This window comes from Chryseobacterium ureilyticum, assembly GCF_900156735.1.
In the GTDB taxonomy this organism is placed as follows: Bacteria; Bacteroidota; Bacteroidia; order Flavobacteriales; family Weeksellaceae; genus Chryseobacterium; species Chryseobacterium ureilyticum.
Window position 1 is genome coordinate 440651 of the sequence record NZ_FTOL01000002.1, and the last position, 24604, is coordinate 465254.

A 24604-nucleotide genomic window follows, 5' to 3' on the forward strand; every position below is an offset into this window, starting at 1 on the left:
TAAAACTGCTGCTTTTCATTACCTAATTTTTTAATATTTTATTGTTTAATTATTTTCTTAGTAATCTTTTGGTTATCATCTACATCAATAGTAAACATGTAGGTTCCTTTTACCAATTCCGAAACCTCTATTCTACCAGAATTTGAATTGATATTTACTGTTTTAACCAATTTTCCAGAAGCATCATAAATCGTTACAGAAGCTTTGGAATATCTGCCTAATGAAACATTTACAAAGTCTTTCGCCGGATTTGGAGTAATATTAATATCAGAACTTAGTTTAATATCTTTTGTTCCCAATGTTCCGTTTGTTTTAACAAAATAACCACCAAAACCTGCTGCCTGGAAACTTACTTCCCAATATTTATATGTATCATTCCATACAATATCATTTACATCCGGAGTAATGAAAGTTGCAGCGCTTCCAAAAGAGCTTACTGTACCAATATTTCCGGCACTTGTTCCACTATACTTTTCAATAACAAGGTTTGCTTTGTTTGCTATGTCTGCTGGCGAAGTAGGCAATTTAACACTGCTGATCGCATTATAAGCATCAAAATCAGCTTGTTTAAAATATAAAGTCACTTTTCCTGTTGCTGTCGCAGCATTAGTATCCGGATTGATTTCATATCTTCTTGATACATAGTTTGGCTGTACATTATCAACCCAAACTTTAGAAGTTATATTTCCTGTAACAGTGCTGGCTGTTTCTTTTTCCACTCTTGCGATAAGCTGACATGAGTTGGTAAAGTAATTATACCCTGTAGCTACAGCATTTGCTTTCGTTTGATTGGCAGTTGCCAGGTTTTTCACTTCAGCCACGTTTTCATAAACAGTAGCTCTCATTTTAAGGTCAAAATTTCTGGTAATCCAGCTCGTACCGTCTGTTGAAGTTTTACTTCTTCCGCTTACAGCGATATTTTCATATTTTACAGCAATTCTTCCAGCCAGACCATTGATTACAATATAAAAATCTTTTCCGGTAGTTGTCTGAATATTTAAGCTGGACAAGTCTATATAATTCCATGTAAATCTCTGGACATCATTGATCCATGATGAAACTGTTTTAGTAGCTATAATATCACCAGGATCTCCGTTTGCATTTACTTTTCTTATCTGAATATCCACTGCAAGATCGGTAGGAATAGTTCCTGACCCTGCCGTGAAAGAAAACCCACCTAGTTTTCCAGTTAATGTCGGTGTATATCGAACAGCTAAAGCGGTGTTATCGAAATTACTGCTTGCGCTATTACTTTCTGTATTCACAATAATATAAGGTTCATCATAGGTTAATGCTTCAAAATTAGATTTCACACAACCTAATTCATCTGTAACAGCCTTATAAATGTCAAGTTTTCCAGCTCCCCATCTCATATTAGGAACAGTACCGGTGGCACCATCCATTCTAGCATTTGCCATCAGACGGGATTTCACCTGTGCAGCCGTTAAGGTAGGATTTGCCTGAAGCAATAGCCCTACAGCTCCCGCTACCCCTGGAGAAGACATACTTGTTCCTTGATTTTTCACATAGTAATTGGTCCCTGTAATAATATCAGTAGTAGCTGGTAAAGAATTACTAGATCTTGAAGAAATCACATTTTGACCGGAAGCTGTAATATCAGGTTTTGCAAAACCATCTACCCTTGGTCCCTGTGAACTAAATGATGATATGGATTCCTGAGGAGTTGTTGTTAAATAACCCCCAATGCTGCTATACCAGCTTCCTCTTCCCATATATGATGCAACCGTGATAGCATTGGATGCATTTCCAGGGCTTCCAACGATATACTCGTTATCACCATTTTGCATTGTAGTAGACACTCCCTGACTATAAAGCCAGCTGTGAGCCGTTATTGGCTGTGTCCCATTATTGGTAACTTCTAATGAATAATTTCCTTGACAATTTGCCGTTGATCCTGAAACTCTGTTGATAACAAGCTGAACATAACGTTTATTATTATCTGTTCCCCAATAATTGTACATGGTAGCCGTAAACCCTCCACCTAAAATACTATGAGAAGTAGTTGTACTTATATTTTGAATATACTGCTGACCATCAGGGGTTGTAAGTTTAGCTGTAACAGGGCTGTTATCATTTGCATACATGATAAATGAAAATACTGACGCTGCTGTGGTATTACTTGCTACAGTAAAATTATACGTTTGGGAAGTATTCGGTTCCATGTCCACCTTTCTATGGATATTGGGACCATAATCATTACCTGCTGAAATTACAACTACTCTTCCAGGTCCTGAAGTGGTAAAATTATTCACCGCTACTTCATGAGATGAAGTTCCGTCATGAGCAGTAGACTGCCCTCCAATACTCATATTGACAACGATTGGTTTATTCAGTGCAGTAGCTACATTTTGAAAATATGTTAAAGCATTAATCGTATTTGTTGTTGGGAAAGATCCATTACCTCCTTTTACAAAGACAATGTCTGCATGAGAAGAAAATCCTTTATGTCTTTTATCTGCAAACGCAGCTCCATTTCCTGCTGCGGTTCCTGATACGTGAGTTCCGTGACCATTGGTATCATTTTCACGTACAAAGCCTGTTGGAGTTCCGTCCAGTTCATCTTCAATCTGAGCTCTTGTATATTCTACTCCTGTTGAGAATCCTGTAGGTGTTGTTTCTCCTGCCTGTGCAGTTAATGTCTGATCCCAAATAGAAACAATTCTACTTTTTGTCTGATCATCTGCTTTTCTGAAATCCGGATGCTTCCAATCGATCCCTGTATCATAGATTCCTACCAAGACACCCGTTCCGTTATAGGCTGTATTATTAAAAGCTCCATCCTGTAAAAGACTAGCTCCGGACTGTGCTCTGCTTACATCATTATGAAGCTCATCAAATGTAGGAGCCATAACAGAGGTCACATAAGGAAGTTTCGTCAATTTCTCAATATCTTCAATAGTAACTAAAGCTGTGGAAAAAGTAGGCAATTGAGTTTGAACTAAAAATCCGTCTAACTTTAGTTTTTCCGGGTCTTTCGTGTAAATGATACAAGAATACATCGTTTGAGCTCCTTTAGATGTCACCACCAGATGCTGATCAAGTTTCATATCAACATGTTCCATTTCTTTGATAGTCTGACCTCTTGTAATACTCTCTTTATTCTTCAGAAGAACATCGAAGCGAGAATCCAGTTTCTGTACCTGAGCATTAAAACCGTAAGAATACAGTCCTAAAAAGGCAGCCGCAACATTTCTAAGAAGCTTCGCTTCTCTAGGTGAAATGTTTACTTTTGTAAAAAATAATTTTTTAATATCCATTTTCATTTTTTTAGCAATACAATTATACAATATTTATCTTATTGAAGAATAAACAAATTCATTTATATTTTTTATGTTAAAAAATTAAATTAAAACAAATCAATTAACTCATTTTAACACAATACATAAAACCAATAATCTATTATTAAAAATGCAGGATTTTCTATTCTATTTAAACCTTGGATGGGAACATATTATTTCCCTTGATGCTTTGGATCATCAGCTGTTTGTACTGGCATTAATAGCCGTTTATTCTTACAGTGACTGGAAAAAAATTCTCATTCTGGTTACCGCATTCACCATTGGACATTCCATTACACTCGCGTTAAGCATTCTTGATATTTTCAGAGTTCCCTCAGATTGGGTTGAATTTCTCATTCCATTGACGATCGTTCTGACTTCTCTGGACAATATTATCATGAAAAATCAAAAACAAACCTTGATGCGTGCAAATTATTACCTTGCTTTAATCTTCGGTCTTGTTCACGGAATGGGATTTGCCAATACAGCAAGAGTTATGATAGCCAAAAGCCAAAGTATTGCCCTTCCTCTTCTTGGTTTTAACATCGGGTTGGAACTAGGGCAGATCGTTATTGTCTTTGGTATCCTCATCGCATTGTTTATTCTTCTTACTATTTTTAAAGTCAACAAAAAAGACTGGATCCTCTTTGTTTCATCCGGAGTCTTTGCTTTATCCTTAAAAATGACATTGGAAAGAATTCCGTTCTAAACGTGAAATATTTTTATTATTTCAACAGCTTATTATTATCTTTGACAATTATTAAATCATTTCGGTTATGAAACTAAAAGTTGTTATACTTTCACTTTCTGTATTTGCATATACAGGTTTCACCGCACAAAATATACAGAATAACCCGGGCAGCAACCATGGAAACAAGTTTGAGCAGCTGGGAACAATTCTTCCAACACCCAATATTTACAGAACAGCTTCCGGAGCTCCAGGACATGCATATTGGCAAAACAGAGCGGATTACAATATCACGGCTTACCTTGATGAGAATAAAAGAAATTTGAAAGGTTCGGAAACAGTTACTTATTACAACAATTCTCCTGACGAACTGGAGTACATCTGGCTGCAGCTTGATGAAAATGAACATTCAAGTATAAAAAATGCAGGATATGATACATCTTCCATCATTCGTCCTTCAACAACGGAACAGCTTAAAGTAACGGAACTTCCGATAAAGGATAACGGGTATGGAGTAAGTCTTGAAAAAGTTACCGATGCTTCAGGAAATCCTTTAAAATATACGGTCAATAAGACAATGATGCGTATTGACCTTCCAAAAGCGTTGAAAAAAGGTGAAAAGTTTGTTTTCAAAGTAGATTGGAATTACAATATCGGAAACAGGATGAAGATGGGCGGTCGTGGCGGCTATGAAAACTTCCCTGAAGATGGTAATGATCTTTACACAATGGCACAATGGTATCCTAGAATGTGTGTATACAGTGACTTTCAGGGCTGGCAAAACCATCAGTTTACCGGAAGAGGTGAATTTGCACTGGTTTTCGGAAATTTTAAAGTTTCTATGAATGTTCCTGCTGATCATATTGTAGGCGGAACCGGTGAATGTAAAAATTATGATCAGGTATTAACTTCTGATCAGCTTTCTAGATACAAAAAAGCTGAAAATGCTTCTGAACCTATAGAAATTGTAACATTAGATGAAGCAAAAAAAGCAGAGAAAAATCATTCAAAACAAAGAAAAACATGGGTTTTCGAAGCGAATGATGTAAGGGATTTCGCATGGACTTCTTCCAGAAAATTCATCTGGGACGGAATGCGCGTTACTATTCCTGAAAATAATAACAAAGTAATGGCAATGAGCTTTTACCCTAAGGAATCTTACGGATTGTATAGAAAGTTTTCTACAAAGGCAGTTGCTCATACAATTAAAACCTATTCGGAATTCACAATTCCTTATCCATATCCTGTAGCTCAATCTGTAGAAGCTGCCAATGGTATGGAATATCCTATGATCTGTTTCAACTTCGGAAGAACTGAAAAAGACGGAACTTATTCGGAAGGAACCAAAAACGGAATGATCGGAGTAATCATCCATGAAGTAGGACACAACTTCTTCCCTATGATCATCAATTCTGATGAAAGACAGTGGGCTTGGATGGATGAAGGTCTGAACACTTTCACAGAATACCTTACAGAAGAAAAATGGGATAATAAATTTCCTTCCAAAAGAGGACCGGCTTGGACGATCGTAGATTATATGAAACTTCCGAAAGACCAGCTGGAGCCGATCATGAGTAATTCTGAAAATATTATCCAATACGGACCAAACGCTTATTCAAAACCGGCAACAGGGCTGAATATTCTTCGTGAAACCATCATGGGAAGAGAACTTTTTGATAAAGCATTCAAAACTTATTCAAAAAGATGGGCATTCAAACATCCAGAACCAGCGGATCTTTTCCGCACGATGGAAGATGCCAGCGGTGAAGACCTTGACTGGTTCTGGAGAGGTTGGTTCTACGGAACTGATCCGGTAGATATTGCTATCGATAAAGTAACAGTTGCAACTCCTAATTTAGATACTGATCCAAAAGCTGCTCAGGAAATCAAATATCAGGTTGAAAAACCATTGGTAAACAGTTTTGAAGATCTTTCAAAAATCAGAAACAGACAAGATAAGAATATTACGTTCTATGTTGATCAGGATAAAGATGCTCAGGATTTCTACTATAGATATGACAGAGGACAGGAAAAAGTAAACACAAAGGAATATACATCCAAAGTAGAGGCTGGACTTCCTTTAGATACCAAGGATAAAGAAAAATTCAAAAATATTACAGCATACCAGATCGATTTTGCAAATAAAGGTGGATTGGTAATGCCAATCATTCTTGAGTTTACATTTGAAGACGGATCGAAATTATATGATAAGTCATCTGCTCAGATCTGGAGACTGAATGAACAGAAGGTTTCCAAGACCTATTATTTTGATAAAAAATTAAAATCTATTCAGCTGGATCCAATGAGAGAAACGGCTGATATTGATACAAACAATAATTTATGGACCAGTAATGGTTCCGGAACTGAAACTTCAAAGTTCCAACTTTTCAAACAAAAACAGGAAGGTAATTCCGCAAGAGGAAGCTCAAACGGAAAGGTAAACCCAATGCAGGCGGCAGGAAAAAGCTAATACATTTTTTTAACTATAACCATGAAAAAACTCAATGCATTATTGCTGTTCATTGCAACAGCTTCTACTCTATGCGCCCAATCTCTGCAATTTTATACGGGCAAAAGAGATTTCCTTCCCATTGAAATCCTTATGGAAGACGGAAGTACAAAAAAAGGATTTGCTCAGGACTTTATGCTTCCTGACGTAGCTACATTTCAGATGATTGGAAAAAGTAGCGAGAAAAGCGCTCATTTAGATAGAAAAGAAGTTAAGTTTAAGTCATCAAAAGACGACAAAAACATTCAGCTTATTCAGGTTTCTGACATTAAAAGTCTTATTTATACCAATGAAGATACACAGGAAACATTTCAGCTGGATAAGCGAATTGTAAAGGAAATCAATAATAATCTTGAATTGGAATCCGAAGGAAGAGTACTTATGCTTCCGTTAATGGAAAAAGGACCGATCAATCTTTACGGATACAGAAGTATGACGTGCAGAGCCAATTTCGGGAATAGTTTTTCTTCAGGATTTGACGGAAACGAAGACACCTGTCAATTAATGTATGTCATGACTTATCTTAGCAAGCCTAATGAAACAGTTGCTATTGCTCCGGTAGATTACAGTTCACTAAGCCCACTGGCATTATTCAATATGAAAACGCTTTACAAAAAGTTCTATAAAGCTTATGAAATTGTAGGTGCCGATTGCCCGGAGTTTCTGAAAAAGGTAGATGAAGCGAGAAAAAATGAATATTTCTCCAATAAAACCTTTAAGGAAAATAAAAAAGAATCCGACACGGAAAGAAAAGCAATGATCAAAGGAAAAAAAGGAGCAGAAGCAGCAAAGATCAATATGCATTACAAAACCGAGTTATACACTAAAATGTTCAGAAAGCTCATTGACGATTACAAACAAACCTGTCAATAAAATTAAAATAAAAGTTCACCCATTCGGTGAACTTTTTTCTTTACAAAGAGCATCAATCTACATAGAAAAGCATTAAAAATCAAAAAGATGTAACTTTTAACAAGGATAACACTACTTATCATAAAAAAAGACCATGAGAACATTTATTTTACTTTTACTATTATGTACTGCTAATCTTTTTTCACAGAACCTTCTTACTCCGAAAAATATCAAAATTGATCCGAACCTGATAAAAAACGAAGTATCAGAATCTATATGGTATCTGGAGCGTGATGGGAAAAAATTGGAGTTTGGCAGAGTGATTACTGAACTCAGAAAGCTCAATTCTACGGATCTTCTTATCAAAATTAATGTAAAAATGACACCTGAACGTGATACCAAATATGTAGATTCCAGTGTGGTAAAAATAGCCAACTTCCAACCGGTCTATCATTCATCTTTTAACCCGCACAGATCTATAGAACTTAAATTTGGAAAAACTCATGTCACCGGATACTATGCCGACACACACGGCGGTAAAAAAGAAAAAATTAATATCGCAGCATCCAATTATTTCGACAGCAGCATCTACCCTGTCCTCATCAGATTTATTGAATTTAAAAAAGGATATACTCCGGAGCTTGTTATTTTTAATTATACCTCAGATATTGTGAAAGGAATACAGAGAGCTTATATAAAAGACGTTCAGGAAACACTACTGGAAGGAAGAAAAGTCTGGGTAGTAAAAACCACCGATGATATTACAGATCTTGAATCATGGGTGACTCATTTTATTGATGCTGAAACAAGAAAAGTCATCAGGCAGGATATAAAGCTGGGAGAAACAAAAATGAGTATGGAAGTCATCAAATAAAAAAATCAATAAAGTTTATCAATATGGTAAACTTTATTCTTTTTACAGAAATCCTCTATTTAAGGACATTACCTAAACAAAAAGACCGCTTAAAAACTGATAACCAAACCATTGAATAAAAAATCATATTTAAATATATCACAACGAAAGGAAAAAATAATTAACTTTGAGTAATACTTAAACACCAAATGTCAAAATCCTGATTGACGTAAAACGTTCAGGAAGTAAAACCAACTCAATATTATTAACTATGAAAAATGCCAAATTACTAAGCAGAGATGCTCAGAAAACAATCAACGGTGGAGCGGCAGGACGTTTTTGCTGCGAGTACAATTACAAAGGACAATGTATTTTATGGATCGGTCCGGGACAATATTGCCCGTAGAAAATGCATCTATAAAACTAAACACTTACAATTACAGCCGGAATCTTCCGGCTTTTTGTTTTTTATTTTTCTGCCAAATTTTCACATTCGGGAATAAAAGTCTGCCATTTCAGCCATCTAGGTTTCATGGCATACATTTAGAGAATTACAACACAGAAATAATTAAAAAATAAATATATTATGTCAGTAAACTTTAAACCATTGGCAGACAGAGTTCTGGTAGAGCCAATCGCAGCAGAAACTAAAACAGCTTCAGGAATCATTATCCCGGATACTGCAAAGGAAAAGCCGCAAGAAGGTACTGTAGTAGCAGTAGGTCCTGGTAAAAAAGATGAGCCTACAACTGTTCAGGTAGGTGACAAAGTACTTTATGGAAAATATTCAGGTGCTGAATTGAAGCTGGAAGGAAAAGATTACTTAATCGTAAGAGAGGCTGACTTATTAGGAATCATCGGATAAGATTTCAGATCACAGACATCAGATTTCAGATTAAAAAATCAAATTTAAAAACTATCGTTAGTTGTCTTATATCTGACATCTAACATCTAATATCTAATCAAAAATGGCAAAAGAAATAAAATTCGATATTGAATCAAGAGACGCTCTAAAGAGAGGAGTTGATGCATTAGCAAATGCAGTGAAAGTAACTTTAGGTCCTAAAGGTAGAAATGTAGTAATCGAAAAATCTTTCGGTGCTCCACACGTAACTAAGGATGGTGTTTCTGTAGCAAAAGAAATCGAACTTGAAGACAGAGTAGAAAATATGGGAGCGCAAATGGTAAAAGAAGTTGCTTCCAAAACTAATGATATCGCAGGAGACGGTACTACTACCGCTACTGTATTGGCACAGGCTATCGTAAGAGAAGGTCTTAAGAACGTAGCTGCTGGTGCTAACCCAATGGATCTTAAAAGAGGGATCGACAAAGCTGTAACTGCAGTTGTTGAAAACCTTAAAGCACAGTCTCAGGCTGTTGGAGATTCTACAGATAAAGTAAAGCAAGTTGCTTCTGTATCTGCTAACAATGACGAAACTATCGGTGCTTTGATCGCTGAAGCTTTCGGAAAAGTTGGAAAAGAAGGTGTAATTACTGTAGAAGAAGCTAAAGGTATCGATACAACAGTAGATGTTGTAGAAGGTATGCAGTTCGACAGAGGATACCAGTCACCATACTTCGTGACTAACCCTGAGAAAATGTTAGCTGAACTAGAAAACCCATATATCCTTTTAGTAGAGAAGAAAATTTCTTCAATGAAAGAATTACTTCCGGTTCTTGAGCCAATTGCACAAGGTGGTAAATCTCTATTAATCATCTCTGAAGAAGTTGAAGGTGAAGCTTTAGCTACTTTAGTTGTAAACAAACTAAGAGGTTCTCTTAAAATTGCTGCTGTAAAAGCTCCAGGATTCGGAGACAGAAGAAAAGCAATGTTAGAAGATATCGCTATCCTTACAGGTGGTCAGGTGATCTCTGAAGAGCAAGGTTTCACTATGGAAAACATCTCTTTAGATATGCTTGGAACTGCTGAGAAAGTAACAATCGACAAAGACAACACAACTGTTGTAAACGGTGGTGGTGACGAAGCTAAAATCAAAGGAAGAGTAGCTCAGATCAAAGCTCAGATGGAAACTACAACTTCTGACTACGACAGAGAAAAACTTCAGGAAAGATTAGCTAAGTTAGCTGGTGGTGTTGCTGTACTTTATGTAGGTGCTGCTTCTGAAGTGGAAATGAAAGAGAAAAAAGACAGAGTAGATGATGCATTACACGCAACTAGAGCTGCTGTAGAAGAAGGTATCGTTGCAGGTGGTGGTGTTGCTTTAGTAAGAGCTATCAAATCACTAGACAGCCTTTCAGGGATCAATGCTGACGAAAACACAGGTATCAAAATCGTTAAGAGAGCTATCGAGGAGCCATTAAGACAAATCGTTGCTAACGCAGGTGGTGAAGGTTCTGTAATCGTTGCTAAAGTAGCAGAAGGAACAGGTGACTTCGGATACAACGCTAAAACTGACGAGTATGTTCAAATGCTTGAAGCAGGAATCATTGACCCAACTAAAGTAACAAGAGTTGCTCTTGAAAACGCAGCTTCTGTATCTGGAATGCTTCTTACTACTGAGTGTGTTATCACTGAAGTAAAGAGCACTGAACCAGCTATGCCAATGGGTGGTGGAATGCCAGGAATGATGTAACAACGTGTCGTTGAGACAAATTTAATATATAAACCGCTCTGCTTTTTGTGGAGCGGTTTTATTTTCAAAAACTAAAAACTTATAAAAAACATGGGTGAACCAAAACTTGAGCCTCTATTTAAAAGAGAAAAACAAACATCAACATTAGAAAAATTTGAAAAAACATTAACGGAAGAATTAATTTTTGGAATTTGTTCTCCAATTGGCTCATTAAAAGAGAAAGTTATTGAAAAGCTTAAACAGAAAATTGAGACTGATTATCTTTATGAAGTAAGAATAATTAAATTAAGTGATTTTATTGATTCACATAATTTTTCTGAAGAAGAAAAGTCTGAGATTCCATCAACTCCAACTGGAACCAAAGTATTTATGCAATACTTTGAAAAAATTAATAAAGGTAATATAATTAGGAAATTTCATAGAAATGAAAGATTAGCAGAGTATGCTGTAAAAAAAATACACATTGATAGAGTAACACATACAAAGGCTGAAAAACAATTACATGAAAATCCTAAATCAACAGATTATGAGTCTAAAAGAATTTGTTATATTCTAGATTCAATAAAAACAAAAGAAGAATTAATTCTGTTAAAAAAAATTTATTCAGAAAATTTTTTTTCAATCAGTATATTTTCTCCTATGGAAGATAGAAAATCAAATCTTAAAGCTAAAAGATTTGAAAATGCTGAAATTGAAACAATTATAGAGATTGATGATAAACAAAAGGATAAGTTTGGACAGAACGTTAGAGATGCTTTCGTGGAAGGAGATCTATTTGTAAGAACCTCTAAAGATAACATTACCAAGATTGAATCAAAAATAACAAGATTTTTACATTTGATTTTTGAAACATCTATTATTACTCCAACAATTGAGGAAATTGCAATGTATAATGCAAAAGCTGCTGCAGGAAATTCCGCCTGCTTATCTAGACAAGTAGGAGCTGCAATTATTGATGATAAACATACAGTTGTATCTATTGGATGGAATGATGTGCCAAAATTTGGGGGTAATCTTTATACATCAAACTCAGAATATGATCATCGATGCTTCAATCATGAAGAATGTAGTAATGATTCCCAAAAAAATGTAGTTGTAGAAAATATTGTTGAATCAATCCTTAATGATACTACCTTTTCATCTTTAAATAATATACCCAATATTGAGACTTTATTAATTGAGAAAATACGTAATAATACCAAAGTAAAAGATTTAATTGAATTCTCCAGATCTGTACATGCAGAAATGCACGCCATTTTACAGGGAGCATTAACTGCTGGTAACAAGATTATCGATGGTAGATTATTTTGCACAACTTATCCATGTCATAATTGTGCAAGACATATAGTTGCTGCAGGCATTAAAGAAGTATATTATATAGAACCCTACGTAAAAAGCTTGTGTTTAACTCTACATGCAGATTCAATGACCGAGGATGAAGATTCAGAAGGTAAAGTTAAAATTTTAATTTTTGATGGTATTTCTCCTAAAAAATATTTATCTTTTTTCACTAATATTGCAGAAAGAAAAATTAATGGAAAGTTAGCTAAAAAAGATATGAAAAAAGCTAAACCCAAAACTAGTAAATCTTTACAAGCTTTGTCCACATTAGAAGAACAGGCGGTAATTTCTTTAGAAGAATAGTTAGTTATGAAAAAAATGAAAGAAAGTTCTAAAAGCATTTATATTCAATTAGAATTAAATTTTAATTCTGTTGATAAGACTATGATAATATCAAAAAATGTAAAAGAAAATATTTCATTTCAATGCTCATCTTTTAGGGGAGAAATTATTAATTTAACTGATAAAATTAAAGAAATTGAAAAATTAAGAGAAAAAGAAATTATCGATTATATTTTAACAAATTCTAAAAGATTTTAAATATTATATATTTCCGCTACAAAGTTTCCTGACTTTGCGCCAAATAAAATAAATCTATTAAAAAATAAACTCCGGAGTCTGAAGACTTCGGAGTTTGGTTTTATTCTATTTTAAAATCAAACAATTCCTGAGGATGAACTTCTAAGCCTTTAGCGAGTTCCTGTATCGTTGATATCCTTAAATCAACTTCTCCTTTTTCAATTTTGCTGATATTACTATGGTCTACGTCGCATTTTTGAGCTAACTCCCGATAGCTTAATCCCATCTTCTTTCTAAATTTTTCAACTCTTCTTCCAAAAGCTATTCTAAACTCAATTCTATCCATTGCAAATACCATTATCAAAGCAATTTGGAAAATTTATAATAAGAAAATCCTATCTACTCTGAGATTTTTTCTTTATTTCTATCTCTTTTACAAACTCGTATTTCTCTTCCAAAATTGGGTGCTCCGGCCAGAATTCTTTTGGAGAGCATCCCAAAACCTTTGATATTAAATTTAAGCTTTTAATATTATATTTCGCTGTTTTGGAATGTGCTTCAATATCTGAAATATAACTGGTACTCTTACCAATCGCTAAAGAAAGAGAAGTTTGACTAATACCTCTCTTTTCTCTTATCTCTTTCACTTTTGAAATTATATATCGCTCTATTTCGTCTAAAGAATCATGCATAATGACAAAGTGAGCCAAAAACAAAATAAAAAACTAAGGACTATAGTCCTGTATATTGAAAATATTATTATATTTGGAAAAGATTACTCATTAGAGTAATTTTGCGATACTTCAACGAAATATAGAAGCTATTGCTTAGAACCTTGCTTTTGAAAACTGGTAATTTTTATGCACGCAAGATGATAAGCAGGAAGCTCACGACCTAGGCGTGGGCTCTCTTATCTGTGTGCAGGGTATACCAGTACCTCAAAAGCGGATATTGTAGAGTCTCATGCCGTTTTTATTTTCATGCTGTTCTGCTTTTCTACAATCATATTTTTCTAAGCTTGCTTTACAACATAAAGTATCATGATACGGTACAATGGGGTGTACAATCCATTGTGGCTTTCGGGCTTTTAGAGAAACACAAATTCTATCCTATTCATTCGGCTTGTATAGACAGGAAGTTCAGACATTTCAGAACTTACCTCTTTATTGCTGAGTAAAATCATACAACAAAAAATACACACTCATGAAAAAAATCAGAACAGACTTTCAATCCACCTTGGGGAAAAGTCCCAAGAAGCATTCCGGCGTACAGCTAATGGAAACATTTTTTCAGCTCAATGATCTCGCTGCAACCAAAGAGCTGTTAAACACCATTATGAACTATGCTGTAAAAAGAAATAGCTGGATAAAAGAAGATCCGTCCGTCATTTATCATTTTCATCAGGCGATGCGTTCATTCATCCGTGCAGGCTACTTTATCATGTTGAAGGAAAAGAAATTGGTGGTCAATACTCAGTGGGAAGATGTCTCTCCATTGGTTCTTGGCTTGCTTTCTGAGAAAGAATATCAAAATCCTATGTTGGTGTTTAAAAAAGCATTCAGGGAATACAGCATCAAAGAATTTGATTATTTCATTTCCGGAATGGTTTATTTCTCACTCGGCATCTATGACAATCTACCGGAAAGGAATATGATAAGCCCATACATACATCTCACCAAAATGCTGGATGCCGCATACCTTATTATCGAAAGGAAAAATATAAAGCCCGCTCCGCAAAGTCGGGAAATTTTACCCGCAAAAAAATAAAATCCACAGCCATAAATTTCAAACATCAGAGTAAAAAACCGCTCTTATCCTCTTCTATACCGCATCCAGTTACTTTAATACCCGTCTTTAGCCCCTTCGCAAAGGGGCTAAAGACACTTTCATAACCACCTAGAACCCCTTACCTAAGGGGATACACACCCTTAAAAACTCCCTTCAGACCGTTGAATAACTGGGTATACCCCCTTATACAACCCTCTCTACACCCTTCTATAATTCCCTAGAGCTATTTACCTAAGGGGATGTCCCCCCTTCGGAACTACCTATACCCCATTAACCAACCGGGTACCCCCCCTTATGCAACCCCCTCTCCCCCCTTAGGTAAGGGGGTAATCCTACCTGAAAAAGCAGATCAAGGTGAGATAAATACTGATAGACTGATCAAAAGATCATCATCCGAAGAAAAGGAAATACTACTCCACCAAAGCTTCCTACTTTACGCAAATGCTCCTTATTTCTTATAGCTGAGAACATCTTTATAATTCGTAGATTTGAGGATTAATAACCATATTATGACCGCTCAGGAACTTGAAACTTTACTCACCGAAAGAGTTCAAAAGTTTGATCTAAAAAAGATTGCATTTGACTCTCTTCATCAAATACTCTCAGAGACTCCTGAAGAACTTATCGGAGGATTTGAACCTCATGAAATTACCTACCAATTTGATGGTTATAAATATCTGATAGATAATAGAGACCATGATCCCATTATCCGAACAAGTATAGGATTCTACGTGAAAAATGATATTTATCATGATAATTTAGAACCTATTGGCTACTATGAACTTGATACAAATTGGAATGGTGAAGTGGTAGATGACTGGTTTGTCATAGAAAAGGAAAAATATTTGAAAGACATTGGCATCATTTCCTATTTTCAATGGATGAATAAAAAACTTCCACCTCAATACCTGGAAACAGATCATGTTCAATACGAATTTGTATCCTATATTTCTATGGTTGGAACATTATTTATCAGCAAAGCATTTCAAAGTACAGGAGTTTTTGTTCATAAAGCAAAAACCTATTTAGAAACAACTGATAATTCTTTACCTGATAAAGATTATTTAAAGGCGTCCAAGAAATTTTTGAAAATAATAGGTACTTATTTGATAGGAAACAACTTGATCACTGAAGATCTGAAGCAAAAATTAATATAGAATAATGAATCGTAATTCATCAATTCAAATACTATAATATAAATTCAAATTTGAAAATCACCTGTCTACATTTGAAAACCATGAAAAACTTTACTCTGCTATTATGTTGTCTTGCACTTCTACTTTCCTGTGGTAAGAAAAATAATGACCATAAATCTGAAAAACCTAAACCTGTTCTGATAAAAATCGGATACTATCCTACATTTCATCTTCCTGCTGAAATCATCTTAAATTTTAATGAAAAGTATTTGATTTTTTATAATCCCGTTTCCTATAGTCCACCTCCTCCTCCTCCACCATTAAAAGAAAATGGTGAAAAACGGAGTATCGAAGAAAAAAAGGAATACCTGAAATATATCGATGAAAGACCAGAACTTCAGCCCTTCAAAATTAACCTGTCACAAAATGATATTGAAAGAATTCAGCGAATTTCAGATTCTTTCCAGTCAGAAGATTTTAATGATAAAGATTTAAAACCAGGAATAGATGGCATGTCAACAAACATTATTATTTTATATTCCGACGGAAAATTAGTTCAAATCAATCCTATGAATTCTCCCAATGAAAAGCAACAAGCATTATATGGAGAGATTTTAGATCTTCTCATTGAAAAGAATACAAATAAGAATAATGCTATTATTTTGCAAAAAATAAAAGGATACCACTAGATAGTCCTTACTTTAGTAAGTTAAAATATATTGGATAGCCAAGAGCAACAGGAATTTTATACCTTTATAAACTGAGATCAAAGCAATAGATAAACCGTATTTAGTATGATACATCTCCGGATCGATAAAATCAAAGAGACATGGACAAGTGAAAATATAAAACTGAGCCCACCTGCCACCCCCGAACTCATTAAAACAACAGAAGAAATTATTGAGTTTCAGTTTCCGAATGATTTTAAAGAATTTTATTTGCAACTTGATGGCTTCGTAGATTGGGGCTGGACCAAAAATATGTTTTCTATCTGGCCATTAGCAAGAATACTGGAAGAATACCATCATGAAAATGACAAAAGTTTCATTGTATTTGCAGATTATCTGATCAATGCAATTCAGTTCGGTTTTGTGAAGGGAAAACATGGAGTATTTAAAAATAGTGGTGATACACATGAGTGGATTGCAGATACATTTTCTGAAGCGATCTTTCTTATCAGTTCAGATGCAGATATTCTCTATTGATGTAAATTTCTATTATCCTACTTTACCACAACCTCAGAAACAATTTTTCGCAAAAAATATCTCGTCAGCTTTTTCCTATCTTTAAACCACTATTTCCTCATCACAATTTAAACTAAAATCCACACCATTGAAAACAAAATTATTATTCCTTTCATTTTTGGGTTCATTATTCACCCATGCACAAACCCTTAAGTTTCAAAATCTCGCTAATATGTCTGCAGGCAGAGGAGGCACAATCAGTGTAATAGTGAACGATAATATCTATGTGAGCAACGGGTATCAGGAAAACAGCAGTAATGCAAAATATATTGAAAAATATAATATTGCTGATAATAGCTGGAGTATTCTCAATTCTACCCTCCTTCCCAAAAGATTTGCTAATTCGGAAGCTTACGATAATAAAATTTATATTTTTAATGGATGGGGAAATAGCCATCTTGAAATTCTGGACCTTGCAACCAATCAAATAACGAAGGGCGCTACTAATCGTTCCTATACAGGAAATGCAGGCTCTGCAATCTATAATGGCAAAATATACGTGTTTGGTGGCAGCGGGCTAAACGGTGCGGCAACCACAGTATTTTCTGATAAATTTCAGTATTACGACATCGCATCCAATACATGGAATCCCTTACCGGATATGCCTACAGCCAGAGAAACAAAGGGTAAAATCGTAAATGATAAGCTATATGTAATTGGTGGTTTTAATGGTACTTCATCCCGTCTGATCAATGTTTTTGACCTCAAGACTAATCTTTGGACCGATAAGTATATCATGCCTTCCGGGATATCCGGACACTCATTAGCTGTATCCGGTAATAAGATTTTTATTATAGGGGGTTATAATAATCAAACTTTTCTAGCCTATTTTGATACAACAACCAATAAAGTACATCAGCTATCATCCAATATGATTCCCAGAAGGCACGCTGCAGCAGAAGTATATGACGATAAACTATACATCATCGGCGGAAGTACAACATCTCTACTTAAATCATCCATTAAAAGCATTCAAGTAGCCGATATTAATGAAAGTGTACTTTCTTCAACAGCAACCAATGACGATCATGAAAGTAAAACAAGAGTCTACACCAGTGCCAATAGAGACGGTTTTGTTATCAGTAATAAAAACAACAGCAATCAATTTGAATATACGATTTACCCAACAGACAGGAAACATATCATCAATGGTGTTGCCTATTATAATAAAACCATAGATTTATCAAGTGTGCCAAAGGGAACCTACATTTTCAGTTATAAAAATGAAAAAGGAGTGTTACAGCAGGTAAGGATTATAAGATAGAAACGCCTAAACATTCATACCAATTCCACCATACAAGATAGAGAGACTTTTGAGCAAATAAATCCCCCTAATATGATAGACGAAGCTTTAGTACAAAAAATAATAGAAGAGGAAATAAATCCAAATTATACCATCTTTAAATATTATGATACAGAACCTTATACCTTTATTTTTTGGAAGCATAAAAAGTATGATAAAGATGATGAACGAGGAATGTTGATAGGAGTAGGACCCGTTGTGTATGATAAAAACCTGAAAAATTATACGGTTTTAGGCTCCGGATCAAACAATGAGCATTATTACAAACATTTACCCGATAATCTGTTTGCTGAATATACAATCATCAATACTTATGAAAGCATTAAAGCCGGAATTTTAAGAAGAAAGTATGTGAATACTGATGATGTTGACAGATTATGCCAAATTATAACGAACGGCTGGGGGTATGTTGATTTTGATATGTATTACTCTCAGGATTACGATATAAAAGACCATATCATAGTTGTTTTGAAAGATAAAAACCAACAAGAGGAACTACTTAATTTCTGGAATGAAATAAATTACAACTATAAAAGATTAAGCGCCACGGAAATTTTACTTTGGAAAGAAAAAGACGTATAAAAAAATAAATTTTAATAAAGCTATTAGACGCAAAAACAAAAGTATAAAATGTTCAATAAGATCTTAACCACTTTTCCAATATTGACAACTGAACGATTGACGCTTCGTCAGCCGTCACAAAGTGATGTTCAAGAAATATTCTCCCTCAGATCTGATGTAAATGTGAATAAATATCTTGGTCGCTCACTCACCGAAACTACAGATGAAGCATTAACCTTTATTCAAAAAGTGAATGAGGGTTTCAAAAATAATAAAGGACTTTATTGGGGCATTACAATCTCTGATAATAAAAAACTTGTTGGAACCATTTGTCTTTTTAATTTTTCAGACGACCTTAAAACATGTGAAATTGGATACGAGCTTTTACCCGATTATCAGCAACAGGGAATCATGAATGAAGCATTAAAAAAAATTCTTGATTTTACTTTTCAGACTCTTGAAATTCAAACAATTGAGGCTTTTACCCATAAAGATAATCTAAGTTCAACCCAGCTTCTTGAAAAATTTCATTTTGAGAAAACGACATTTATTGATGAAACTGATCCCAATTTAATAGCATTTTACTTATCAAATAAAAAATAATCTGACCTCGGACAACAACCTGATCACACAGAAAAGCGTCAAAAATCCTTACCCACATGAAAAAAGCATTTGAATTTCTCAACCAATTAAAAGAAAATAACAATCGGGAATGGTTTTCCAAACACAAATCAGAGTATGATTCAGTTGTAAAAGAAAACAAAACTCTTTTCAATCAGATCTATAATGAACTTCAGGAATATGATCAACTCAAAGGAATTCATATTTTCAGAATTTACAGAGATGTTCGTTTCTCAAAAGATCAAACACCTTATAAAACCAATTTCGGTGTCGGATATTCCCGTTCAAAACCCATGTTGAGAGGTGGATATTATATTCAGCTGGAACCCGGCAACAGCTTTGTAGGTGGTGGCTTTTGGGGACCTGAGGCAAAAGATTTACTTCGTATCCGTAAAGAATTTGAAATCAGTACTACAGAAATTGAAAAAATTATTTCTGATAAAACTTTTGTAAAATATTTCGGAGAGCTACAGGGCGATTCGGTAAAAACAGCTCCGCGAGGCTTTGAGAAAAACCATCCTGCAATAGATTTAATCAGAAAAAAACAATTCGTCGTGATGCGAAAATTTACTGATAAAGAGGTTTTCTCAGACAGCTTTCAAAAGGAAGCTTTACAAACTCTTTTGGCTATGCGTCCGTTTTTCGATTATATGAGTGAAGTACTGACAACTGATCTCAATGGAGAACCTTTATATTAAAATTCATTATAGAACGACATCAAATATTATCGCTAAAAATGCACAACAAAACAATCATTGACAAACTCGCCTGGATCGAGCTAAAAGATAAATCTATTCTCTCCACAAAAAGCTACGGAAAAGAGAAATATTATATTCCCGGAGGTAAAAGAGAGACTGGAGAAACCGATGAACAGGCTCTAGTTCGTGAAATATGGGAAGAATTAAATGTAATTATCGACGGCAAAACATTGCATTATATCGGAACTTTTGAAGCTCAAGCTCACGGACATGAAGAGGGCATTATTGTAAAAATGACTTGCTATTCTGGAGAATATTCCGGAGAATTAAAAGCCAGCTCTGAAATTGAAGAAATGAAATGGCTTAACTATTCAGACAAAGACAAGGTATCTGAAGTTGATAAAATAATCTTTGACAGTTTACATCAGAATAATTTATTGGATTAATTTTCTTATTCCACATCTCCATCAATCACAACCTTATCAATTATAAAAACAAAAGCCGTTCTGGAAAACAGAGCGGCTTTCATTTATTAAAGATAGTAGTATAAATTCCCTACAGATAAGGGTTCCCGTAAGGTATCATCTATCATTCGTTTTACTTTTGGTTTTCAATTTTTGATTATTAAAAATAAAACAATGAAACAAGTACTATTAATTTTTACGCTTTTAATTTTTGGAATTTCTTATTCTCAAACAGCTCCAATATTTGAAAATGATACACTCGTTACTTCAACGGGTTTTAAAGTGTATGAAGGTTTGGATCTGAAAATCGGGACAGGTTCTATGAATGATGGAGATTTTAAATTTATCAGAACCAATGCTTCTTCGTTATTCAATTATTCTTCAACCACAGGCTATCAAGGTCTTGCGAATCAGGCAAATTCTTTTAAAAGAAGTAATTCCGGGCTGACATTTAAAGTGAAAAAAATAATGCCGAGAGGAAACAAAAAAAATGGCTTCGTGTACTATGCTAAAATCGGAAGCGGTCTCATGAACTATGAAGTAGATCTGGAAAATGCAATCAGATCAGGCGAAGTAATTGTTCCCGATGAATTTTTACCTAAAGAAAAATCTCAACATATAAATTCAGAAACAAAATATGACCGACTGAAAAAAATCAAGGAACTCAAAGATTCAGGAGTTTTATCTGAAGAGGAATTCCAAAAGGAGAAAGATAAAATAATGGCTGAAAAATAGCTTTTATGCAAAACCGTTCTGTTTTCAGGGCGGTTTATTTTTTTCCTAACATCTAAAGATATTTTACTCTATTTTTACAAACATCTAAAGCAGGATAAATTTATAATGAACAATGAAGTTTTTTATAAAAAATCACTGACTTCAGATAGTCAATAAACTTATAACTAACAGGCACAAAATAAATATGCAGAATTATTGTAAACAACTGTTTTTACTTTTCACCTCTTTCCTTCTTCTTTCTAATCTGCTATTTTCCCAAACAAAAAAAGCTGTACAAATTGATTCTTTAATGAAACAGTTCAGCCAAAGCGGAACTTTTAACGGAAATGTTTTAGTTTCAAAAGATAATAAGATCATTTATAATGCTTCTTTTGGTTTTACGGATGCTACAAAAACAAAGAGACTGACGGGTGAAGACAGGTTTAATATAGGTTCGATCACAAAAGAATTTAGTGCTGCTGCTATATTACAATTACAGGAGCAGGGAAAATTGAAAACAGAAGATCATGTTTCTAAATATATTCCGGAATTACCCAAATGGGCAAATGATGTTACCGTAAAAGATTTATTGCAATACACAAGCGGTATTCCCGATGTAAACTGGAAAAAAATTAAAAATGATAAAGATCTTTTCGATGGTTTATTGCTTGTAGATTCCCTGGAATTCAAACCTGGAACGGATTACGGTTATAACAATAATAATATATTTCTACGTCATTTTATCGTTGAACGATTAACAGGAATTCCCTTTAATCAATATGCAGAAAAATTTATTTTCAAGCCTTGTCACATGACTTCTTCTATGATGACTCCTTTTGAGAATGAGCAAAATATGGCTAAAGGATTTAATATTGATTTAGTGCCAGACAAAGCTGATCTGCCTATTACCGGAGGAACTTATTTAACGACTACAGATTTATTAAAATGGACAAAATGCCTTCATTCAAATAAAATAATGACCGAAATTTCTTTATTTGAACTGGGACAGCAATTTAATCTCCCGGAAACTCAATCATCTATGGGGGAAGCAAAATTTAAAAACAAAAAATTGGTTGAGCATATACATGATGGAAGAGCCGGAAACTATGAAGCTCTTTTGGTTTCTGATCTGGACGAAAAGCTGACCATTATTCTGCTGGGAAATAATTATCACGGAAAGCTATTTGAAATTTCTGATGCAATTAAAGTTATTATGAATAATAAAAAATAGTATTTTTCAATACGTCATTAAGTCAAATAAATACTTATTGAGTAATTAATATAACAGTTATAGTGATCTAAAAATTATGACCATTCAAGACCAAATCAAAGAATATATCAATAGCCAACCAGAGCCAAAACGTAATGATATGATGGAACTTCATCATAACATTCTGGAACTTATGCCGAACTGCAAACTCTGGTTTCTGGATGGAAAAAACAGTGAAGGTAAGATTGTTTCCAACCCTAATATCGGATACGGAGCTTATACTATTTCATATACTGACGGAACTACTAAGGAATTTTATCGCATTGGAATAAGCGCCAATACAACAGGAATTTCTGTGTATATTATGGGTATTGATGATAAAACTTATTTAGCACAGGCATTCGGAGAAAAAATAGGCAAGGCTAAAGTGACAGGATATTGTATTAAATTTAAGGCATTGAAAGATATTCATATTGAAGTTCTCAAAACTGCAATACAGTATGGTTTTGCACAAAATTCTTAAAATTGACACATCAAAACCATTAAAATTTAAAGACCATGAACATAAAAAAAATTCTAAAAACCATAAGTATTACCCTTGGAATTATTATCATATTTCTTATCGCAAGTAACTTTATCTGGCTGAATGACAGGGAAAACCTTCTATACAAAATACAACAGTACATTACATACAATGAAGAAGACTGGAAAAACTATGAAACCAATCAAAAAATTCTGGCAGAAAACCCTTCCGGAACAAACCAGACAGTTGTAGTAGAATCGGTTCCAGATTTCCATCCTTATAATATTGATCTATTAACCGGAAATACGAAAAAAGAGGAATTAAAGAAAATTGAAAATGCTCATTTTGAAAATTTAGTCCCGGCAAGAAAGAGTCCGGATGATGAAGATGCTCAAATTGCTCTGATCAAATTAACACAAAGACGATTGACCGATGTTATCATCAATCAAAAATTAAGCATCAAGATCGGAAAATGCTACGAGAACCCTGATAAAGGAGAAAACTATAGTTGTGTAAGCTGTATGATCCTTCTGTACAATAGAGAAAAAAATGATTGGCAAGAGGCTCCGGACGGAGAGAATTTCCTTGATAACTCTTATGATTTTTATCAGACCTCTGAAGGTGGAGAATGGGAAGCAAAAGATTTGTCAATGTATATTCCTTATGATGATGCCCTATTTAAAAAGTATGAAAACAAATCCAGATAAATTCTGATAATAATTAAAATAAACCGATAATGTCAGACGCAGAAAAAATCATTAATGATATCAATATATTTTTAGAAAAATCCATGTTGAAAACCTCGCAAATTACCAAGGAGGAAATTATTGATTTTATTGAGAAAAAATGGGCTGAAGCTGATGAAGAAAAATATGAAAATTATTCGGCATATATAATCAGCAGCAGAATGATTCACGAATATATGTGGAAAAAGGATTTCAGCAATATGATGCGGTGGCTAGACATTTTAAATCTTCACAATGCTTCCAGAAATACCCCTTCCTATTTCCGTCATTACTATGCCGGAAAATGTTGCCTGGAATGTGGTAATGAAGAAAAAGCACTCGAATATTTCAATCTATGTTATACTGAAAACGCAGATTATATTTTTTCTCAGGATTCGTTCTGCTATGAATTTTTCAACAGACATCTTGAACACCCAAGAGATCTATCCCACAAAGAAATTCAGGAATATGAATCCGCGGATTATACTCCATTGAAATTAGAATACTGGCAATCTTTTTTCAATGAAGACAACGACGAATTTGACTATGAAATTTGGGATGAAAATGATGAATACACAGATGAACCAACACGGGAACAACACAATGGATTTGATTATTTACAAATAAATCAAAAGATGATCTTAGAAAACATCTTATCTGAACTGTTAAAAAAATATCCTGAATTACAAAAAATATATAATTATCCGGAAGAAGACAAAGTTGATTTTATGCCGGATTTAAATAACATTCAAGGTTTTGCTACTCTCTTATCTCCAAACGGTTTTTATATTACTTCAATAATTAAAAATAATCACCCGTATATTGGTATCAGCTTTTCATGCTCATGGGATTGTGAACACGGGCTTGGAATAATGACTCATAAAAATAAAGTGATTGAAATTGGAGAAGCAGATGTTGCTTTTAGTAGCTGGGCAGCTGAGGATGATTTATAATTCATTCAA

The 24604-nt window shown here is 34.3% G+C and carries 26 protein-coding genes; 23 read left to right on the plus strand and 3 right to left on the minus strand.

Annotation, left to right across the window (positions count from 1 at the left end):
* Window positions 1–38: 38 nt before the first annotated feature.
* On the minus strand, window positions 39–3278 hold the full coding sequence (locus BW983_RS08165; protein WP_167369974.1) for a S8/S53 family peptidase: 3240 nt from the start codon (window positions 3276–3278) through the stop codon (window positions 39–41).
* A 151-nt stretch (window positions 3279–3429) separates the two neighbouring features.
* Here BW983_RS08165 and BW983_RS08170 point away from each other — a divergent pair, with 151 nt between their 5' ends.
* The 9 genes from BW983_RS08170 to BW983_RS08205 all read left to right on the plus strand — a co-directional run bounded on the left by BW983_RS08170 (window position 3430) and on the right by BW983_RS08205 (window position 12676).
* Window positions 3430–4008, plus strand: coding sequence for a HupE/UreJ family protein (locus BW983_RS08170; protein WP_065395182.1), 579 nt, complete (start codon window positions 3430–3432; stop codon window positions 4006–4008).
* Window positions 4009–4075: 67 nt separating this feature from the next.
* Window positions 4076–6457: a M1 family metallopeptidase gene (locus tag BW983_RS08175; RefSeq protein WP_076551491.1), complete on the plus strand. Its 2382-nt coding sequence runs from the start codon at window positions 4076–4078 to the stop codon at window positions 6455–6457.
* Window positions 6458–6478: 21 nt separating this feature from the next.
* A complete protein-coding gene (locus tag BW983_RS08180; RefSeq protein ID WP_076551493.1) occupies window positions 6479–7369 on the plus strand; it encodes a hypothetical protein in 891 nt (296 codons plus the stop codon).
* Between the two features lie 133 nt (window positions 7370–7502).
* Window positions 7503–8222, plus strand: coding sequence for a DUF3108 domain-containing protein (locus BW983_RS08185; protein ID WP_076551495.1), 720 nt, complete (start codon window positions 7503–7505; stop codon window positions 8220–8222).
* 250 nt (window positions 8223–8472) lie between these two features.
* The gene (locus BW983_RS24490) at window positions 8473–8607 is read left to right on the plus strand and encodes a hypothetical protein (RefSeq protein ID WP_262484587.1); all 135 of its coding nucleotides are present in this window, start codon (window positions 8473–8475) and stop codon (window positions 8605–8607) included.
* A 180-nt stretch (window positions 8608–8787) separates the two neighbouring features.
* Window positions 8788–9066, plus strand: a complete 279-nt coding sequence (locus BW983_RS08190; RefSeq protein WP_034696138.1) for a co-chaperone GroES — start codon at window positions 8788–8790, stop codon at window positions 9064–9066.
* 103 nt (window positions 9067–9169) lie between these two features.
* Window positions 9170–10795 (plus strand): chaperonin GroEL, encoded by a 1626-nt coding sequence (gene groL / locus BW983_RS08195; RefSeq protein WP_076551497.1) that lies wholly within the window; start codon window positions 9170–9172, stop codon window positions 10793–10795.
* A gap of 90 nt (window positions 10796–10885) precedes the next feature.
* Window positions 10886–12439 carry an anti-phage dCTP deaminase gene (locus tag BW983_RS08200; RefSeq protein WP_076551499.1) on the plus strand — a complete coding sequence of 518 codons (1554 nt, stop codon included), beginning with the start codon at window positions 10886–10888 and terminating at the stop codon, window positions 12437–12439.
* A gap of 6 nt (window positions 12440–12445) precedes the next feature.
* A complete protein-coding gene (locus BW983_RS08205; RefSeq protein ID WP_076551501.1) occupies window positions 12446–12676 on the plus strand; it encodes a hypothetical protein in 231 nt (76 codons plus the stop codon).
* 100 nt (window positions 12677–12776) lie between these two features.
* Here the strand turns inward: BW983_RS08205 and BW983_RS08210 are convergent, their stop codons facing one another.
* Both BW983_RS08210 and BW983_RS08215 read right to left on the minus strand, forming a co-directional pair.
* On the minus strand, window positions 12777–13013 hold the full coding sequence (locus BW983_RS08210; RefSeq protein WP_076551503.1) for a helix-turn-helix domain-containing protein: 237 nt from the start codon (window positions 13011–13013) through the stop codon (window positions 12777–12779).
* A 37-nt stretch (window positions 13014–13050) separates the two neighbouring features.
* Window positions 13051–13347 carry a helix-turn-helix domain-containing protein gene (locus BW983_RS08215; protein WP_076551505.1) on the minus strand — a complete coding sequence of 99 codons (297 nt, stop codon included), beginning with the start codon at window positions 13345–13347 and terminating at the stop codon, window positions 13051–13053.
* Window positions 13348–13858: 511 nt separating this feature from the next.
* Here BW983_RS08215 and BW983_RS08220 point away from each other — a divergent pair.
* From BW983_RS08220 to BW983_RS08285, 14 genes are all read left to right on the plus strand, one after another.
* Window positions 13859–14422, plus strand: a complete 564-nt coding sequence (locus tag BW983_RS08220) for a hypothetical protein (RefSeq protein ID WP_076551506.1) — start codon at window positions 13859–13861, stop codon at window positions 14420–14422.
* Window positions 14423–14952: 530 nt separating this feature from the next.
* Window positions 14953–15600: a hypothetical protein gene (locus BW983_RS08225; protein ID WP_076551507.1), complete on the plus strand. Its 648-nt coding sequence runs from the start codon at window positions 14953–14955 to the stop codon at window positions 15598–15600.
* A gap of 80 nt (window positions 15601–15680) precedes the next feature.
* Window positions 15681–16268 carry a hypothetical protein gene (locus BW983_RS08230; protein WP_076551509.1) on the plus strand — a complete coding sequence of 196 codons (588 nt, stop codon included), beginning with the start codon at window positions 15681–15683 and terminating at the stop codon, window positions 16266–16268.
* Between the two features lie 105 nt (window positions 16269–16373).
* Complete coding sequence (locus BW983_RS08235) at window positions 16374–16784, plus strand: SMI1/KNR4 family protein (RefSeq protein ID WP_076551511.1); 411 nt, start codon at window positions 16374–16376, stop codon at window positions 16782–16784.
* Window positions 16785–16911: 127 nt separating this feature from the next.
* Window positions 16912–18087, plus strand: coding sequence for a Kelch repeat-containing protein (locus BW983_RS08240; protein WP_139329244.1), 1176 nt, complete (start codon window positions 16912–16914; stop codon window positions 18085–18087).
* 72 nt (window positions 18088–18159) lie between these two features.
* Window positions 18160–18708 carry a hypothetical protein gene (locus tag BW983_RS08245; protein ID WP_076551515.1) on the plus strand — a complete coding sequence of 183 codons (549 nt, stop codon included), beginning with the start codon at window positions 18160–18162 and terminating at the stop codon, window positions 18706–18708.
* 48 nt (window positions 18709–18756) lie between these two features.
* Complete coding sequence (locus BW983_RS08250; RefSeq protein ID WP_076551516.1) at window positions 18757–19290, plus strand: GNAT family N-acetyltransferase; 534 nt, start codon at window positions 18757–18759, stop codon at window positions 19288–19290.
* 56 nt (window positions 19291–19346) lie between these two features.
* The gene (locus BW983_RS08255) at window positions 19347–20006 is read left to right on the plus strand and encodes a DUF2461 domain-containing protein (RefSeq protein ID WP_065395197.1); all 660 of its coding nucleotides are present in this window, start codon (window positions 19347–19349) and stop codon (window positions 20004–20006) included.
* A 38-nt stretch (window positions 20007–20044) separates the two neighbouring features.
* Window positions 20045–20452: an NUDIX hydrolase gene (locus tag BW983_RS08260; RefSeq protein WP_076551517.1), complete on the plus strand. Its 408-nt coding sequence runs from the start codon at window positions 20045–20047 to the stop codon at window positions 20450–20452.
* A 192-nt stretch (window positions 20453–20644) separates the two neighbouring features.
* On the plus strand, window positions 20645–21205 hold the full coding sequence (locus tag BW983_RS08265) for an SHOCT domain-containing protein (protein ID WP_076551518.1): 561 nt from the start codon (window positions 20645–20647) through the stop codon (window positions 21203–21205).
* Window positions 21206–21494: 289 nt separating this feature from the next.
* Window positions 21495–22415 carry a serine hydrolase domain-containing protein gene (locus tag BW983_RS08270; protein ID WP_228408984.1) on the plus strand — a complete coding sequence of 307 codons (921 nt, stop codon included), beginning with the start codon at window positions 21495–21497 and terminating at the stop codon, window positions 22413–22415.
* Between the two features lie 76 nt (window positions 22416–22491).
* Window positions 22492–22917: a DUF1801 domain-containing protein gene (locus tag BW983_RS08275; RefSeq protein WP_076551521.1), complete on the plus strand. Its 426-nt coding sequence runs from the start codon at window positions 22492–22494 to the stop codon at window positions 22915–22917.
* A gap of 35 nt (window positions 22918–22952) precedes the next feature.
* The gene (locus BW983_RS08280) at window positions 22953–23624 is read left to right on the plus strand and encodes a hypothetical protein (protein ID WP_228408985.1); all 672 of its coding nucleotides are present in this window, start codon (window positions 22953–22955) and stop codon (window positions 23622–23624) included.
* 29 nt (window positions 23625–23653) lie between these two features.
* On the plus strand, window positions 23654–24595 hold the full coding sequence (locus BW983_RS08285) for a DUF6985 domain-containing protein (RefSeq protein ID WP_076551522.1): 942 nt from the start codon (window positions 23654–23656) through the stop codon (window positions 24593–24595).
* The last annotated feature ends 9 nt before the right edge of the window (window positions 24596–24604 follow it).